Source organism: Allobosea eneae (assembly GCF_042657265.1).
GTDB lineage: Bacteria > Pseudomonadota > Alphaproteobacteria > Rhizobiales > Beijerinckiaceae > Allobosea > Allobosea eneae.
Genome location: NZ_JBHSLW010000005.1, coordinates 28,524 through 43,450, shown reverse-complemented (window position 1 = coordinate 43,450; position 14,927 = coordinate 28,524). Strand labels below are relative to the sequence as shown.

The window sequence follows — 14,927 nt, the reverse complement described above, 5'->3', positions numbered from 1 at the left end:
CCTATATCGACGCCGGGCCTCGCGCCCGGCGTTTTCGTTTCAGGGCGCGATGCGCTCGGCGCGCTTGACCCGCTGCCAGAGCGCTTCCATCTCGTCGAGCGAAGCATCGGCCGGCTTTCGCCCGTCCTGTTCCAGCGCCGCCTCGATGCCGGCGAAGCGGCGCTCGAACTTGGCGTTGGCTGCCGTCAGGCAGGCCTCGGGGTCGGTGTCGACATGGCGGGCAAGGTTGGCGATCACGAAGAGCAGGTCGCCGATCTCCTCCTTGATCGCGGCCTTGTCGCCACTGGCGAGCGCCTCGTCGATCTCGGCAGTCTCCTCGCGGATCTTGTCCAGCACCAGCCGGGCGTCGTTCCAGTCGAAGCCGACGGTCGAGGCCTTGGCCTGGAGCTTCCAGGCCCGGGTCAGCGCGGGCAGGGTGGTCGGCACGCCGGCAAGGACACCTCTGGCCTCGGGCGGCTCCGGCAGGCCGGCCTCGGCTCTGGCCCGCGCCTTGTCGGCCTTCTCTTGCGCCTTGATCTGCCCCCACAGCGCCTTGACCTCGGCCGGTGACAAATCGCGAGCGTCGCCGAACACATGCGGATGCCTTCGGATCAGCTTGGTGGTGATCGCCTCGACGACGTCCGGAAAGGCGAAGCTGCCCTGCTCCTGCGCCATCCGGGCATGAAACACGACTTGCAGCAGCAGGTCGCCGAGCTCGTCCTTGAGATCGACGAGATCGCCCCGCGCAATGGCATCCGCGACCTCATAGGCCTCCTCGATCGTGTAGGGGGCGATCGAGGCGAAGTCCTGCTCGAGATCCCAAGGGCAGCCCGTGCCCGGCGTGCGCAGGGCCGCCATGATCTCGATCAGGCGTTCGATGTCACGCGAGGGCTTCATCGCTGCAATCCTTCTCGGTTTGGGCTAGCGTCCTCCCATGATTCAAGTCAGCCCGTCCATTGCGATCGACGAAAGCGAGATCGAGGAGAGCTTCGTGCGCGCCTCCGGTCCGGGCGGGCAGAACGTCAACAAGGTCTCGACCGCCGTCGAGCTCCGGTTCGACGTCCGCCGCTCGCTCTCCTTGCCCAATGATGTGGCGATCCGCCTGATGAAGCTTGCCGGCAGCCGGCTGACACAGGACGGCGTCGTCGTCATCACTGCGCAGGAGCATCGCAGCCAGAACCGTAACCGCGAGGAAGCGCTGGCGCGACTGATCGAGCTGATCCGGCAGGCGGAGGTACGGCCGAAGGTCAGACGGGCGACCAAGCCGACCAAGGCTTCCAAGGAGCGGCGCCTGGCCTCGAAGGAGAAGCGCTCCTCGGTCAAGTCGACCCGCGGCAAGCCGAGGTTCGATTAGCGTGAGGTCGATGCGGGATGGCGAAGCGGCGCGGACACGGAAACCCGCGCCAAAGCGCATCGATGCGGCCTATCTGCGGCGGGCGGCCCTCCACTATCTCGAACGCTATTCGGTGCCGGCAGCGCAGTTGCAGCGCGTCCTGCTGCGCAGGGTCGAGCGCAGCTGCCGGCATCATGGGCAGGACCCGCAGGCATTCCGGAGTGCGGTGGACGACATCATCGCGTCTTTCGTCGCGTCCGGCCTGGTCGACGATCGCCGTTTCGCGGAGGCGAGGGCGCAGAGCCTGCGTCGCAAGGGACGCTCGGCGCGAGCCGTGGCGGCTGGGCTCGCTGTCAAGGGCGTGGACCGCGATCTCGTTACCGAGGTGGTTGTGGCCGACGATGACGCCGAGCTGGACGCTGCGCGCGTCGCTGCCAAACGCAAACGCCTCGGCCCATGGAGCCGAGGCGATCGGACGGAACTACGCCAGAAACATATCGCCGCGCTGGCGCGCGCCGGTTTCAGCCTCGCGATCGCCCGCGCCGTGATCGACGGTGCGGGCGAAGGCAGCTAAACCTACTCAATCGGGCTTGACGTTGGCCTCGGTCACGACCTTTCCCCAGCGCGCGACCTCGGCCTTGACGAAGTCGCCGAAGGCAGGGCCGTAGAGGTTGGGGATTTCCGAGCCGTTCCGCTTCCAGGCCTCGCTCACCGTCGGCGAGGCCAGTGCCTTCTGCACCTCGGCCGTCATCTTGGCGACGATTTCCGGCGGCGTGTTCTTCGGCGCCCACATCGCATACCAGGTCGAGACCTCGTAGCCCGGCACACCCGCCTCTGCCGTCGTAGGCACATCGGGGAATGCGCTGGCGCGCTTCGGCGCCGCGACGGCCAGCGCACGGAGCGTGCCGCTGGAGATCTGCGCGGCGGACGAGCCGAGACCGTCGAAAGCGAGGTCGACCTGACCGGCGACGAGATCCTGCATCAGCGGCCCGGCGCCGCGATAGGGGACATGGGTCAGGTTGACCTTGGTGGTGAGCTTGAACAGTTCGCCGGCGAGATGATGTGTCGTGCCGTTGCCGGCCGAGCCGTAATTCAGCTTGTCCGGGTTCTTCTTGGCGAAATCGATCAGCTCCGCCAGCGTCTTGGCCTGGACCTTGCCGGGATGGACGACCACGACCTGTGGCGGCTGGGCGATCACGCCGATCGGGATGAAGTCGGTCTGGATGTTGTAGTCGAGCTTGGGGTAGAGCGCCGGCGCGATGGCGTGGTGCGCGGCGCCAATGAAGAAGGTGTAGCCGTCGGGCGCAGCCTTGGACGCGGCCGAGGCGCCGACCGTGCCGCCGGCACCGCCGCGGTTGTCGATCAGGATGCGCTGGCCGAGCTGTTGTTCGAGCTGGGCGGCGAGGGGACGGGCGAAGGCGTCGGTGCCGCCGCCTGCCGGGAACGGCACGATGAAGCTGACGGGCTTCTGCGGCCAGGCTTGAGCGATCGCCGGCGCGGCCGGGACAAGCTGAGCAAAGGTGGCGAGCGCCAGTGCGCCGAGCCAGCCGGACTTCGACATCGATTTGACCTCCCTGGAGATTTGCGGACTCTTCACGGTCCTTACGACTGCGCGTCAGGCGAAATGCCGAGCGCTGCGCAGATTAGCGCATCGCGATCCTAGAATGGCAACCCGACCAAGGTCGTGGTCGCATGAGCTCGGAGGATCGGGACAGGGGCAGTCGTCGCTGTCGAGTGGCTAGGGTACTTCCGTGTTTCCTCGAATCGCGGAAATGCTCCGAGCCTTTGGCTTGTCGCATTGTCCGCGCGCGAACCGGCATCCGCTCCGCTCGACGATGCGCTAATCGGGAAATGTGAAGGAGAGCTCTTTTCCCTTTTTCTTGAAGTCATCGATACCGATGGGATCGCCGGATGGTGCTATGACAGCGGGCATCCCATAGTAGCAATATTCGACGGTTCCAGGTTTCACGGCTCTGTCCAAAGCCGCGAACGTCTGTGTTACAACGAAACATCCGGTTATTTTCGCCAGTTTTGCGCAGAACGGCCGGCCACTGCCGCCGATGTTGCATGCAGACAGCCAGATCACGCGAAGCGACGAGATTCGCATCCAGGGCTCGCAGACCTGGACATTGTCCTCCTTGAAGGTTTGCCCGATTTCGAGATGGGCTGGATATTCCGGCTTTGTCGGATGGCCGTGGCAGTTGAAGATGACATGCCGATCACCGTCCTTCAGCTTCGCGACAATGTCGGCATTGCTCGTGCCGTAGGGGAAGAAAAAATTTCGGGTCGCTTTCGTCTGGTTCACGATCCGCGGGCCGTTGAGTCCGACAGAGTTGGGGCTGAGACGAACGAGTTTCTGGGGCGGGTCAGCCATGAATACGACCTCGTTGCCATTGAAGTCAGCAAGCGTCCGAAAACCAGGCGGGCGGATGCTATCACGGCCTCGTTGTGGCGACCATCGAGCAGTGGCTCTCGCGCGACGGAGCAATGCAGTGAGGCTGTCGGCCCCGGAGCAGGCCTGCTGCCGGCGGTGGCCGCGAACAGGCTGAGGAGAGATCGGAGGTGGAAGCACGCCCGTGGTGGTGGAGAGCGGCCAGACCTCGCGGCTCCATTCGCATAAGACATATTATGGAACTTAAATTGATGCCCGACTATGCGCCCCCGGCACTGGCCTGTCCCTCGATTGTCAGCTTCATGCCATCGAACGCCGGTTCAATGTCAGCCGGCAAGCGCTTGAACAGGCTAGCATAATCGAGATCGACATGGAGGTTGGTCAGGATCGCGCGGCGCGGCTTGAGCTGTGCGATCGCCTCCAGCGACTGCTCCAGATTGAAGTGGCTCGGATGCGGCGCCTCGCGCAGGCAATCGAGGATGAGCGTGTCGAGCCCGCTCATCGCCGCCAGCGATTCCGGCGGGATCGCGCTGACATCGGGCGCATAGCCGAGGGAGCCGAAGCGAAAGCCGAGCGCGTCATAATTCGGGCCGTGCTCAAGCCTGAACGGCAGAGCCTCGATCGGCCCGCCGGCGCCGTCGATCGTCAGCGGCTCGCCGGCTGCCAGCGGTTCGAGATCGAGGATCGGCGGATAGAGGCTGCTTGGCGGCGTCTCGAACAGATAGGCGAAGCGCTGGCGCAGCGTCGCGCCGGTCACGGCGTCGGCATGGACCGGGATGCGCTTGCGCATATGTAGGACAAGCGCGCGCAGGTCGTCGATGCCGTGGGTGTGGTCGGCATGGTCGTGGCTGAACAGCGTCGCGTCGAGCCGATTGATCTTAGCCGACAGCAATTGCTCGCGCAGGTCGGGCGTCGTGTCGACCAGCACGCTCGTCGTGCCGCCCGGGCCCTGGCGCTCGACCAGGATCGAGCAGCGGCGGCGCCGGTTCTTCGGCTCCGTGGGATCACAGGCGCCCCAGCCGGAGCCCGGCCGCGGCACGCCGCCGGATGAGCCGCAGCCGAGGATGGTGACGGTCAGGCTCATGCGGCAGCGCAGGTCTCAGGCCACCCGCGCCACGGGCGCGGCGTGATCCATCTTCCAGTAGCAGCGCCTGGCGTTCGCGGTGGTGACCCTCGCGATCTCGTCGAAGGACACGCCCTTGACCTCGGCCAGAACCTTCGCGGTTTCAACGACATAGGACGGTTCGTTGCGCTTGCCGCGATAGGGCGTCGGGGCAAGATAGGGCGCATCGGTCTCGACCAGCAGGTGTTCCAGCGGGATGTCGCGGGCGATATCGCGCAGTGCCTGCGAGGTCTTGAAGGTCAGGATGCCGGAGAACGAGACATAGAGCCCGAGCTCGACGCCGGTGCGGGCCAGCATCTCGCCCGCGGTGAAGCAGTGCAGGATGGCGGGGAAGGCGCCCTTCCCCATCTCCTCGCGCAGGATCGCCGCCATATCCTCGTCAGCCTCGCGCGAATGGATCACCAGCGGCAGCTGGGTCTCGCGGGCGGCAGCGATATGGGTGCGCAGGCCCTGCTCCTGCGCCGCGCGCGGGCTCTTGTCATAATGGTAGTCGAGCCCGGCCTCGCCGATGGCGACACAACGCGGATGGCGCGACAATGCGACGAGCTGCCCGGCGGTGACGTCGAGCTCTTCATGCGCGCCATGCGGATGCGTGCCGACCGTGCACCAGACCGACGGGAAACGCTCGGCCAGCGCCGCATAGGTGTCAAAGCGAGCAACGCGGGTGGAGATCGTCACCATCCGGCCGACGCCGGCCGCTTCGGCACGGCCGACATAGGCTCCGATATCCTCGGCGAAATCCGGGAAATCGAGATGGCAATGCGTATCGATCAGCATCAGGCGGCCTGCCCGTCTTCCGGCTCTACATAGCGCGGGAAGACCGCGCTCGGCGCCGGCAGCACCGTGTCCGAGGTGAGGCGGCCGGCCTCGCCGAGCGCGGCGAAGTCGCGCGCCTCCGCCGGGACCGCGAGCAGATCGAGCAGCCTGGCCATCGATTGCGGCATCACCGGTTGGGTCAGGATCGCGACCTGCCGGATCGTCTCGATCGTGACGTAGAGCACCGTGTCGCGCCGGGCCGGGTCGCTCTTGGAGAGCTTCCACGGCTCGTTGTTGGCGAAATAGCGGTTGGCCTCGGCGACCACGGCCCAGATGTCCGCCAGCACGACGTGAAGGGCGAAATCCTGCATGGCCGCGCGCGTCTTCGCCAGCAGCCCGTCGGCCTGCGCCAGCATGGCCTTGTCAGCCTCCGTCAGCGCGCCGGCCGGCGGCACCCTGCCCTCGCAGTTCTTGGCGATCATCGACAGCGAGCGCTGCGCCAGATTGCCGAGGTCGTTGGCGAGGTCGGCGTTGATGCGCCCGACGATCGCCTCGTGGCTGTAATTGCCGTCCTGGCCGAAGGAGACCTCGCGCAGGAAGAAATAGCGCAGCTGGTCGACGCCATAGGCCTCGGTCAGATCGAACGGGTCGACGACATTGCCGACCGATTTCGACATCTTCTCGCCCTTCGAGAGCAGGAAGCCGTGGCCGAAGACGCGCTTGGGCGGCTGCAGCCCCGCCGACATCAGGAAGGCCGGCCAGTAGACCGAGTGGAAGCGGGTGATGTCCTTGCCGATGATGTGCACATCGGCCGGCCAGAAGCGCCAGCGCGGATCGCTCTCATCCGGGAAACCGCAGCCGGTAACGTAATTGTTGAGCGCGTCGACCCAGACATACATCACATGCTTCGGATCGCCCGGAACCGGCAGCCCCCAATCGAAGGTGGTGCGGCTGATCGAGAGGTCCTGCAGCCCGCCCTTGACGAAGGAGACGATCTCGTTGCGGCGCGTGTCCGGCCCGATGAAGGACGGATTGGCTTCGTAGTGCGCGAGCAGCCGGTCTTGATAGGCCGAGAGGCGGAAGAAATAGCTCTCCTCCTCGGTCCACTCGACTGGCGTGCCTTGCGGGCCGATGCGCACGCCATCGGCGTTGAGATGGGTTTCCTCCTCGCCGTAATAGGCCTCGTCGCGCACCGAGTACCAGCCGGCATAGCGGTCGAGATAGATGTCGCCATTGGCCTCCATCCGCCGCCAGAGCTCCTGGGTCGACGGCAGATGGTCGGCATCGACCGTGCGGATGAAGCGGTCATAGGCGCAGTTCAGCACGTCGGCCATCGCCTTGAAGCGCGGCGCGGTCCGGTCGACCAGCTCCTTCGGCGTCAGGCCTTCCTTGGCGGCCGCCTGGAAGATCTTCAGGCCGTGATCGTCGGTGCCGGTCTGGAAATAGACGTCGAAGCCGTCGAGCCGCTTGAAACGGGCGATCGCGTCGGCCGCCACGACTTCGTAGGCGTGGCCAATATGCGGCGCGCCGTTCGGATAGGAGATCGCGGTCGAGATGTAGAAGGTCGGGGCCGAGGCCATGGCAGTCCGGTTTCGTGTCGTTGTCAGGCCGCGCGCGAACGGGAAACCGCCTCCGACAGATCGTGAAACAGCGACATGACGAGGGGGCGGCGATCGAGATTGTAGGTTTCGACCTCGTTCGCGGCGCGTGCAAGTCTCTCCCACACCTCCGCGAGGGGCGCAAGCCGGGCCGGGCCGGCGGCGGCATGCGCATGCAAGTGCGCGCCAAGCCAGCCCTGTACAGTTTCGATCATCACGCGGAAATCGGCCTCGCCTGCCCTGCCCGCGACATCCTCGCCGAGCGCCAGCAACGCGGTCAGGTCGATCGAGGGCAACGCGTCGAGCCGCGCCCTCACCGCTTCGACCAGCGCCAGCGTCTCCGGATCGACATAGGTCAGCGCCCGCTTGACCGAGCCCTCGGACAGGGCCGCGGCGCGCCCGAGCGCCGAGGCGTCATAGGGCAGGCGCATGCGCTCCAGCGCAATCGCGCCGGCCTGGGCGACGTCGTCCTCGCCCAAGGGGTCGAAAGAGAGCAGCCGGCAGCGCGAGCGGATCGTCGGCAGCACCCGGCCGGGTGCATGGGCGACGATGAGGAAGAGGCAGCGCGGCGGCGGCTCCTCCAGCAGCTTCAGCAGGGCATTGGCGCCGGGCCGGTCGAGGTCCTCGGCTGAATCGACAATCGCGACCCGCCAGCCGCCCTCGCCCGCGCTGGAGCCGAAGCGGTCGATGATGCGCCGCACCAGATCGACCGGGATATTGCTGGTGAAGCTCTTGCCGTCCGGCTTGGCGATACGGCGCAGCAGGTGCAGGTCGGGATGCGATTGCGCCGCGATCTTGCGGGTGGCGCCGTCCGCTTCCGGCATGGCGAGATCGCGCGCGGCCTCCGCGCGGCGCAGCGGATCGCCCTCGGCCAGCATGAAGCGGGCGGCGCGATAGGCGAAGCTCGCCTTGCCGACGCCCTCCGGCCCGCCGAGCAGCCAGGCATGATGCATGCGGCCGGAGCGCAGCGCCGCCAGGACCGCTTCCTCCTGGCGCTGGTGGCCGATGAGCGCCAGCGTCTCGCGCGGATGCGGGGCGTTCGGCAGGCGGTCGGGTTCGTTGCTCGATTCGATCATGCCGGCGCAATCTGCGGCAAGGGCAGCCGGGTGGAAAGCGCTTCCCAGGCTGTCTCCGCCAGCAATTCCGGCGCAAGGCTGGCGTCGAGCACGACGCAGCGCTGCGGCTCGGCGGAAGCGATGTCGAGGAAGCCCTGGCGCAGGCGGCGATGGAAGCTGATCGTTTCGCTTTCGAAACGGTCTGTCGCCTCGCCCGGCTGGCGACGGCGGGCGGCGCGGGCGAGGCCGGTCTCGGGCGCGAGGTCGAGGATGAAGGTCAGCTCGGGCATCAGGCCGGCGACCGCAACGGCCTCCAGCGCCGCGAGCTTGTCCGCAGCGATCTCGCCGAGCGTGCCCTGATAGACGCGGGTCGAATCGATGAAGCGGTCGCAGATCACCCAGGCGCCGCGCTTGAGCGCTGGCCTGATGCGGCTGTCGACATGGTCGATGCGGGCGGCCTGGAACATCAGCGCCTCGGCGAAGGCGCCATAGGGCTTGATCCGCCCGGCGAGCAGGGCTTCACGGATGCGCTCGGCCTTGGGCGAGCCGCCGGGCTCGCGGGTCAGCTCGACGGTAAGGCGATGCGCTTCCAGCCGGGTTGCCAGCGCCTTGGCGAGAGTCGACTTGCCGGCCCCCTCCCCGCCTTCGAGCGTGATGAAATGCCCAGCCGCGGGCCGCGCCTTTGCTCTGGCCACGCTCAGCTCCGCTTCAGGGCCTTGCGGACCCAGCCGGTCGCGGCCTCCATCAGCGCGTCGAGCGCCCGCTGCTGCAGGCTGCCGACCGCAACGCTCTCCGCCGCATAGAGCGGGATGTCGAGCGTCTTGACCTCGCCGCGCGTGACCAGCAGGCGGCCAACCTCGGTCCCTTCCGCCACCGGCGCCTGCAGCGGGCCTCGATAGACGATGCGAGCGGCGAGACGCTCGCTGCTGCCGCGCGGCACCAGCAGGTTGACCGCTCCCTTGGCCTTCAGCGCGACCCGGCCTTTTTCGCCCCCGAATACGCTGGCTTCGCCGACGCTCTCGCCTTCGGCGAAGACCTGTTTCTGCTCGAAGGAGCGGAAGCCCCATTCGAGCAGCTTGCGCGCCTCGCTGGCGCGATCGCGTGCATTCTTCAGCCCATTGACCACGACGATCAGCCGCTGACCCTTCTGTACGGCCGAGCCGACGAGCCCATAGCCCGTCTCGTCGATGTTGCCGGTCTTGAGTCCATCGGCGCCGATATCCATGGTCAGGAGCGGATTGCGGTTGCTCTGCTTGATCTTGTTCCAGGTGAAGTCGCGCTGGCCGAAAATCTTGTAGAGTTCCGGATAGGTCTTGATGATGTGGTCGGCGAGCAGAGCGAGCTCGCGCGCCGTCACCTTCTGCTGCGGATCAGCCAAGCCGGTCGCGTTGCGGAACTGCGACTTCGGCAGGCCGAGCGCGTGGACGCGCTCGGTCATGACCCTGGCGAAGCTGGCCTCGTCGCCTGCCACCGCCTCGGCCAGGGCGATCGCCGCGTCGTTGCCGGACTGGACGATCAGGCCCTGCAGAATGTCGCCGAGCTTCACGCGGCTGTTGACGATCGCGAACATGGTCGAGCCGCCGGAGACGCCGCCGCCCTTGCGCCAAGCGTTCTCCGAGATCGAGATCTCTGTCTCCAGCGTCATCTTGCCGGCGGCGATCTCCTGGAAGGCGACGAGCGCAGTCGCGAGCTTCACCATGCTCGCGGGCACCATCAGCTCGTCGGCAGCTTTCTCGTAGAGCACGGCGCCGCTGGCGGAATCGAGCAGGAGCGCATAGGGCGCGGCCGACTGGAACGCCTGCGCGCGAGCAAGGCCCGGCGTCAACAGCAGCAAAGCCACGCAGGCGGCGATCACCCTGCTCCAAATCGGAAGATAGGCGCGCATCATCCCTGATCGACCTTGCGTCATATCAAGATCAGATGATGCGCAGGTCCGGGCGGTCAAGCCCGGAGCAGACTCAATTCCGCGCCAGCGGCTGCAGGGTCTGCGCCTTCATGCTGCTGAAGCTGGCGCGCGGCACCGGCAGCGGCGCGCTGACCGCGGCCGGACGCAGCACCGGGACCGGCTTGCCTGCATTGGCGATGGTGTCGAGATCGAACGGGCGCGACGGCGGCAGGCGCACGCCATGGACCGGCACGCCGGCGGTCGGGGCCGCTGAGACGCTGGCGACGATCGGGCTCTGGATTGCAATCGTGCGCGGCTGCTCGGGCGCATAGGCCTGGACGACGGGCTGGGCCTGGACAGGCGCCGGAGCCGGTTCGGCCCGAACGGGAGCGGGCGCCGGCCGGGCGGCCTCATCGTCGATATCCGGGCCGGCCGAACGGCCGAGATCGACCTGCGATGCGGCGCTCGCGATCATAGTCCGGCTGCTCTGGCCCGGAATCGAGGCCGGCGAACCGTCGGTGCGCAGCGAGGCGAGCAGCATGTTGTCGTCGGAGCCGGCGAGCGAGGCCTGGCCGAGATACTCGATCTTGACGCGCGCCGTGCCGAGATGCCGGAAGGCGAGTGCATCCGCAGTCTTCTGCGAGACGTCCATGACACGGCCGCCATGGAACGGGCCGCGATCGTTGACGCGCACGATGATCGAGCGGCTGTTGGTGATGTTGGTGACGCGGGCATAGGCCGGCAGCGGCATGGTCGGATGAGCCGCGCTGATGCTCATGCGATCATAGACCTCGCCATTGGCAGTGCGGCGGCCATGGAAGGCTTCGCCATACCAGGACGCGGTGCCGACCGCAGTGTAGCCGACCGGTTTCTCGTAAGGGGTGTAGCGCTTGCCGGCGACGGTGTAGCTGCGACCGATCAGTTCGCGGCCGCCGCCCTTCGGCACCGGCTGCCCTTCTTCGACGACGCGGGCGCTGGCCGGACCGTATTTCGAAGACGGGAAGGCGCCGATCTCTTTCGACTTGCCGCGGCGGGTGACCTGGTCGTTGGCGCAGTTCGCCAGGAACAGGCCGGCCAATACGACGCAGCCGAGGCGGGTTGCGGTGGACAGCGAGGAAGAAGCGCAAGGTGCGTCGCCGGAATCGGCTGGAGAGGTGATCACCGCCGGTGCGCTCGAGCCTCGCATCATGCCGCATTCCCGTTCGTCGCGCCGAAAACGTTGCGCCGCCCAAGCCACCATCGTGGCAAGGTCGCAGTTTTCGACCAATTTCATTAAGGGATCGTTAAGCGATGGAAGCGCGTACGCACCGCCGTCAACGGAAGCCCAGCCCGGCCTTTGGGCGGGCACAAAGGTGTCGAAAATGCGGCAGCTGTCAATCCGCCACCTTCCCGGCGCCATTTTTCGGGGGAGCGTGACACGCCTGCAACGCTTGAAACCATGCGGCTGCGCGGCTCGACCGAGAGACCGAAGCGTCGCCTCAAATCGTTGAGAATGCGTATATTTCTGCTGCTGCGACCAAAGAGGCCTGCGAATGTTCCGCAGGCCGCTTGCAAAAATCCGTCGGGGGCGGCAATGACGAGCGCGCTGGAAGGGTGGCCGAGTGGTTTAAGGCAGCGGTCTTGAAAACCGCCGTGGGTGCAAGCCCACCGTGGGTTCGAATCCCACCCCTTCCGCCATTTTTTGCATGGCGCGATGCCGCCCACCAACCCATCGCGCGGGCTCCGATGTCGAACTTGCGTCCGAACGCGGAGCCAGTTCGCAGAATCTGCGCGCCCGCCTCGCACCGGTTGCCGGCGCGCGCCTTCTACCGCGCATCCTCCTGCACCATCTGCGCGCCCTTCTCGCCGATCATCATGCTGGGCGCGGCCGTGTTACCCGAGGTGATCGCCGGCATCACCGAGGCGTCGACAACGCGAAGACCCGCGACGCCGCGCACCCGCAGGCGCTCATCGAGCACCGCCATGGCGTCGTCGTCGCGGCCCATCTTCGCCGTGCCGACAGGGTGGAAGATCGTCGTGCCTATGCGGCCGGCGGCCTCGACCAGCGCCTCGTCCGTCTCGTAGCCTGGCCCCGGCAGGTACTCCTGCGGGTTGAAGCGGGCGAGCGGCGGTTGCGCCACGATGCGGCGGGCGAGCTTCAAGGCGTCGACCGCGACCTGACGGTCTTCGTCCGTCGAGAGATAGTTCGGCGCGATCGCCGGCGCCGCGGCCGGGTCGGCCGATTTGATATGGACGCTGCCGCGGCTCGATGGCCGCAGATTGCAGACGCTCGCCGTGAAGGCGCCGAACGGGTGCAGGCCGTCGCCCCATTTGTCGAGCGAGAGCGGCTGGAAATGGAACTCGAGATTGGCGGTGGCGTAATGCGGCGCCGATCTGGCGAAGGCGCCCATCTGCGAGGGCGCCATGGTCAGGGGGCCGGTGCGGCGAGCCGCATATTCCAGCGCCATCAACGGCCTGCGCCAGAGCTTGGCATAGTCGGTGTTGAGCGTCTTCACGCCCTCGACCTTGTAGATCGGCCGCAGCTGCAGATGGTCCTGGAGGTTCTCGCCGACTCCGGGAGCGTGATGGACGGTCTCGATGCCGAGCCCGCGCAGGCGCTCGCCATCGCCGATGCCGGAGCGTTCGAGAATCGCGGGCGAGCCGACGGCGCCGGCGCTGAGCAGCACCTCGCCGGAGACCCGCGCCAGGTGCCGCTCGCCGCCACGCGTCAGGACGATGCCGGTGGCGCGGCCATCCTCGACGACGATGCGCTCGACCAGGCAGCCGAGTTCGACCCGAAGATTGTCGCGATCGAGCGCCGGCTCCAGGAAGGCGCGCGCCGCGCTGAAGCGCCGACCGCGCTTCTGGGTGACCTGGAAATAGGACGACCCCTCATTGTCGCCGGTGTTGAAGTCGTCGATCTTGCGGATGCCGGCCGCCTCGGCCGCGTCTCGCACGGCGTCCAGGATGTCCCAGCGCACGCGCGGATGTTCGACGCGCATCTCGCCGCCAGAGCGATGGAAGCGGCCATCGGGCGCGATATGGTCCTCGTGCTTCATGAAGAGCGGCAGGACGTCGTCCCAGCCCCAGCCGGTCAGCCCCTGCTGGCGCCAGCCATCATAATCGGCACTCTGTCCGCGCATGTAGATCATCGCGTTGATCGCCGAGCAGCCGCCGACGACCTTGCCGCGCGGATAGGCGAGGACACGCCCGCCCAGCCCTGCCTCGACCTCGGTCTGAAACAGCCAGTCGGCCCGGGGATTGCCGATCGCGTAGAGATAGCCGACCGGGATGTGGAACCAGATCCAGTAATCCTTGCCGCCGGCCTCGACGATCAGGACCTTGCGACGGCGATCGGCCGAGAGCCGGTTCGCCAGCACGCAGCCGGCCGAGCCCGCTCCGATGACGACGTAGTCGAAAGTGCCGATGTCGATCTCGCCCGCCATGGCCGCCCTGTTCCGTTGCGCTTCCCCGATCAGGGATAGAGCGGGGACCGCATGGCGGCAACGCGCGCCACGGCGCAAAGGCGCATTGGCACGGCGACACGTCCCGCATCACATCCTCGCTTCCGCTTCTGGCGTCGGAGCGAACCTCTGCCTAACAATCGTCGCCGGCCAAGCACCGCGCCGATCACCTGGAGGACATCCCCATGCTGGACTGGAGCACTTATCGCACGGAGCTGAAGGGGCGCGTCGGCGATTTCGGCAAGGCTGCCCCCGAGGCGCTTCGAGGCTATGCCGCGCTCGCCGGCGGGGCGGCGAAGACGACGCATCTCGATGCCCGTACCCGCGAACTGATCTCGCTCGCCGTCGCCGTCACGACGCGCTGCGACGGTTGCATCACCTCCCATGTCGATGCGGCGATCAAGGCCGGGCTCAGCCGCGAGGAGATCGCAGAAGCGCTCGGGGTGGCGATTGCGATGAACGCCGGTGCGGCGCTGGTCTACTCGGCCCGGACGCTCGACTGTTTCGAACAAATGACGGCACCCGTCCCGGCTGTTGCGGAATAAGGCCGGCTCTTCTCCGAAGGAGCCGTCATCTGCCTCCGAAGGGCTCATCTGAGCGCCACATTGCCATGGCAGGTTGATCCGGAGGCGCGGAACGCCTGATGGCGCTCCGTCGTTTCCTCGTCGACCGCAACGGAACCAGGAGGACGAGATGAGTCAGACTGGGAAGGCCGAGCGCGAGATCCGCAAGATCGCCTATGCGCTCTGGATGGAGGAAGGGCAGCCGGAAGGCCGCGACTACGAGCATTGGGAAGCGGCCAAGGCGATCTGGACCTTCCGCAACCGCAGCGAGGACATTGTCGACCACGGCGCGGAGGACGAGCTCAAGGGCGAGCGCACCCGCCGACGCGAGCAGGAATGGCTGTCCTGATTGCCGCTCGCAGGGCTGCGATCCGCCGCAGCCCTGCCATTCGCTCTCTGCATGATCGCAACCGACGACAAGCGATCGGGCCGCGCCCACATTGTGGCTGAAGCAGTGCCGGCGTTGGCGTGTCGGCTCCAGCGGAGAGAAGTCATGACCCAGCATGTCGAATCCGGCCGGATCGCCGTCGTCGAACGGCCGGAAAGCGGGCGCTTCGAGCTCGACTTCCCCGGTGGGCAGGCCTTTGCCCTCTATCGCAGCGATGGTGACCGGATCATCGTCACCCATACTGAAGTACCGCCGTCCTTCAACGGCCGCGGCATCGGCTCGCAACTGGCCGAGGGCATCTTCCAGATCGCGCGAGCTAGCGGACGACGCGTCGTGCCGCGCTGCTCCTTCGTCGCGGCGTGGGCGCATCGCCATCCCGACTACGCGGATGTGCTGGCCTGAGCCGCCCCGC

The 14,927-nt window shown here is 67.0% G+C and carries 16 protein-coding genes and 1 tRNA gene; 6 read left to right on the top strand and 11 right to left on the bottom strand.

What is annotated here, in order from left to right:
• Nucleotides 1-39 precede the first annotated feature (39 nt).
• A complete protein-coding gene (gene mazG / locus ACFPOB_RS01630) occupies nt 40-876 on the bottom strand; it encodes a nucleoside triphosphate pyrophosphohydrolase (RefSeq protein ID WP_377795391.1) in 837 nt (278 codons plus the stop codon).
• 37 nt (nt 877-913) lie between these two features.
• On the opposite strand from mazG, the gene arfB reads away from it, so the two are divergent.
• Complete coding sequence (gene arfB / locus ACFPOB_RS01625; protein ID WP_377795389.1) at nt 914-1,333, top strand: alternative ribosome rescue aminoacyl-tRNA hydrolase ArfB; 420 nt, start codon at nt 914-916, stop codon at nt 1,331-1,333.
• Between the two features lie 205 nt (nt 1,334-1,538).
• Nucleotides 1,539-1,886, top strand: a complete 348-nt coding sequence (locus ACFPOB_RS01620; RefSeq protein WP_377795388.1) for a regulatory protein RecX — start codon at nt 1,539-1,541, stop codon at nt 1,884-1,886.
• A gap of 6 nt (nt 1,887-1,892) precedes the next feature.
• Here the strand turns inward: ACFPOB_RS01620 and ACFPOB_RS01615 are convergent, their stop codons facing one another.
• The 9 genes from ACFPOB_RS01615 to ACFPOB_RS01575 form a co-directional block, all read right to left on the bottom strand.
• Nucleotides 1,893-2,873 (bottom strand): Bug family tripartite tricarboxylate transporter substrate binding protein, encoded by a 981-nt coding sequence (locus tag ACFPOB_RS01615; RefSeq protein WP_377795386.1) that lies wholly within the window; start codon nt 2,871-2,873, stop codon nt 1,893-1,895.
• A 279-nt stretch (nt 2,874-3,152) separates the two neighbouring features.
• Nucleotides 3,153-3,686 (bottom strand): hypothetical protein, encoded by a 534-nt coding sequence (locus tag ACFPOB_RS01610; RefSeq protein WP_377795385.1) that lies wholly within the window; start codon nt 3,684-3,686, stop codon nt 3,153-3,155.
• Between the two features lie 277 nt (nt 3,687-3,963).
• Nucleotides 3,964-4,788: an MBL fold metallo-hydrolase gene (locus ACFPOB_RS01605; protein ID WP_377795383.1), complete on the bottom strand. Its 825-nt coding sequence runs from the start codon at nt 4,786-4,788 to the stop codon at nt 3,964-3,966.
• Between the two features lie 15 nt (nt 4,789-4,803).
• On the bottom strand, nt 4,804-5,604 hold the full coding sequence (locus tag ACFPOB_RS01600) for a TatD family hydrolase (protein WP_377795381.1): 801 nt from the start codon (nt 5,602-5,604) through the stop codon (nt 4,804-4,806).
• The gene (gene metG, locus ACFPOB_RS01595; protein WP_377795380.1) at nt 5,604-7,163 is read right to left on the bottom strand and encodes a methionine--tRNA ligase; all 1,560 of its coding nucleotides are present in this window, start codon (nt 7,161-7,163) and stop codon (nt 5,604-5,606) included. The genes ACFPOB_RS01600 and metG overlap by 1 nt, the downstream gene beginning before the upstream one ends.
• A gap of 23 nt (nt 7,164-7,186) precedes the next feature.
• The gene (locus tag ACFPOB_RS01590; RefSeq protein WP_377795378.1) at nt 7,187-8,257 is read right to left on the bottom strand and encodes a DNA polymerase III subunit delta'; all 1,071 of its coding nucleotides are present in this window, start codon (nt 8,255-8,257) and stop codon (nt 7,187-7,189) included.
• Entirely contained in the window at nt 8,254-8,931 is a 678-nt protein-coding gene (tmk, locus tag ACFPOB_RS01585; RefSeq protein WP_377795376.1) for a dTMP kinase, read from the bottom strand. Before tmk ends, ACFPOB_RS01590 begins: the two co-directional genes overlap by 4 nt.
• A 2-nt stretch (nt 8,932-8,933) precedes the next feature.
• Complete coding sequence (locus ACFPOB_RS01580; protein ID WP_377795373.1) at nt 8,934-10,121, bottom strand: D-alanyl-D-alanine carboxypeptidase family protein; 1,188 nt, start codon at nt 10,119-10,121, stop codon at nt 8,934-8,936.
• A 73-nt stretch (nt 10,122-10,194) separates the two neighbouring features.
• Nucleotides 10,195-11,310 (bottom strand): septal ring lytic transglycosylase RlpA family protein, encoded by a 1,116-nt coding sequence (locus tag ACFPOB_RS01575; protein WP_377795371.1) that lies wholly within the window; start codon nt 11,308-11,310, stop codon nt 10,195-10,197.
• Between the two features lie 398 nt (nt 11,311-11,708).
• Here ACFPOB_RS01575 and ACFPOB_RS01570 point away from each other — a divergent pair.
• Nucleotides 11,709-11,798, top strand: a tRNA-Ser gene (locus ACFPOB_RS01570).
• 128 nt (nt 11,799-11,926) lie between these two features.
• On the opposite strand, the gene ACFPOB_RS01565 is transcribed toward ACFPOB_RS01570, so the two are convergent.
• On the bottom strand, nt 11,927-13,546 hold the full coding sequence (locus tag ACFPOB_RS01565) for a GMC family oxidoreductase (protein WP_377795369.1): 1,620 nt from the start codon (nt 13,544-13,546) through the stop codon (nt 11,927-11,929).
• 203 nt (nt 13,547-13,749) lie between these two features.
• Here ACFPOB_RS01565 and ACFPOB_RS01560 point away from each other — a divergent pair, with 203 nt between their 5' ends.
• The 3 genes from ACFPOB_RS01560 to ACFPOB_RS01550 all read left to right on the top strand — a co-directional run bounded on the left by ACFPOB_RS01560 (nt 13,750) and on the right by ACFPOB_RS01550 (nt 14,917).
• Entirely contained in the window at nt 13,750-14,109 is a 360-nt protein-coding gene (locus ACFPOB_RS01560; RefSeq protein ID WP_377795368.1) for a carboxymuconolactone decarboxylase family protein, read from the top strand.
• Between the two features lie 148 nt (nt 14,110-14,257).
• Nucleotides 14,258-14,476: a DUF2934 domain-containing protein gene (locus ACFPOB_RS01555; protein ID WP_377795366.1), complete on the top strand. Its 219-nt coding sequence runs from the start codon at nt 14,258-14,260 to the stop codon at nt 14,474-14,476.
• Nucleotides 14,477-14,620: 144 nt separating this feature from the next.
• Nucleotides 14,621-14,917 (top strand): GNAT family N-acetyltransferase, encoded by a 297-nt coding sequence (locus ACFPOB_RS01550; protein ID WP_377795364.1) that lies wholly within the window; start codon nt 14,621-14,623, stop codon nt 14,915-14,917.
• The last annotated feature ends 10 nt before the right edge of the window (nt 14,918-14,927 follow it).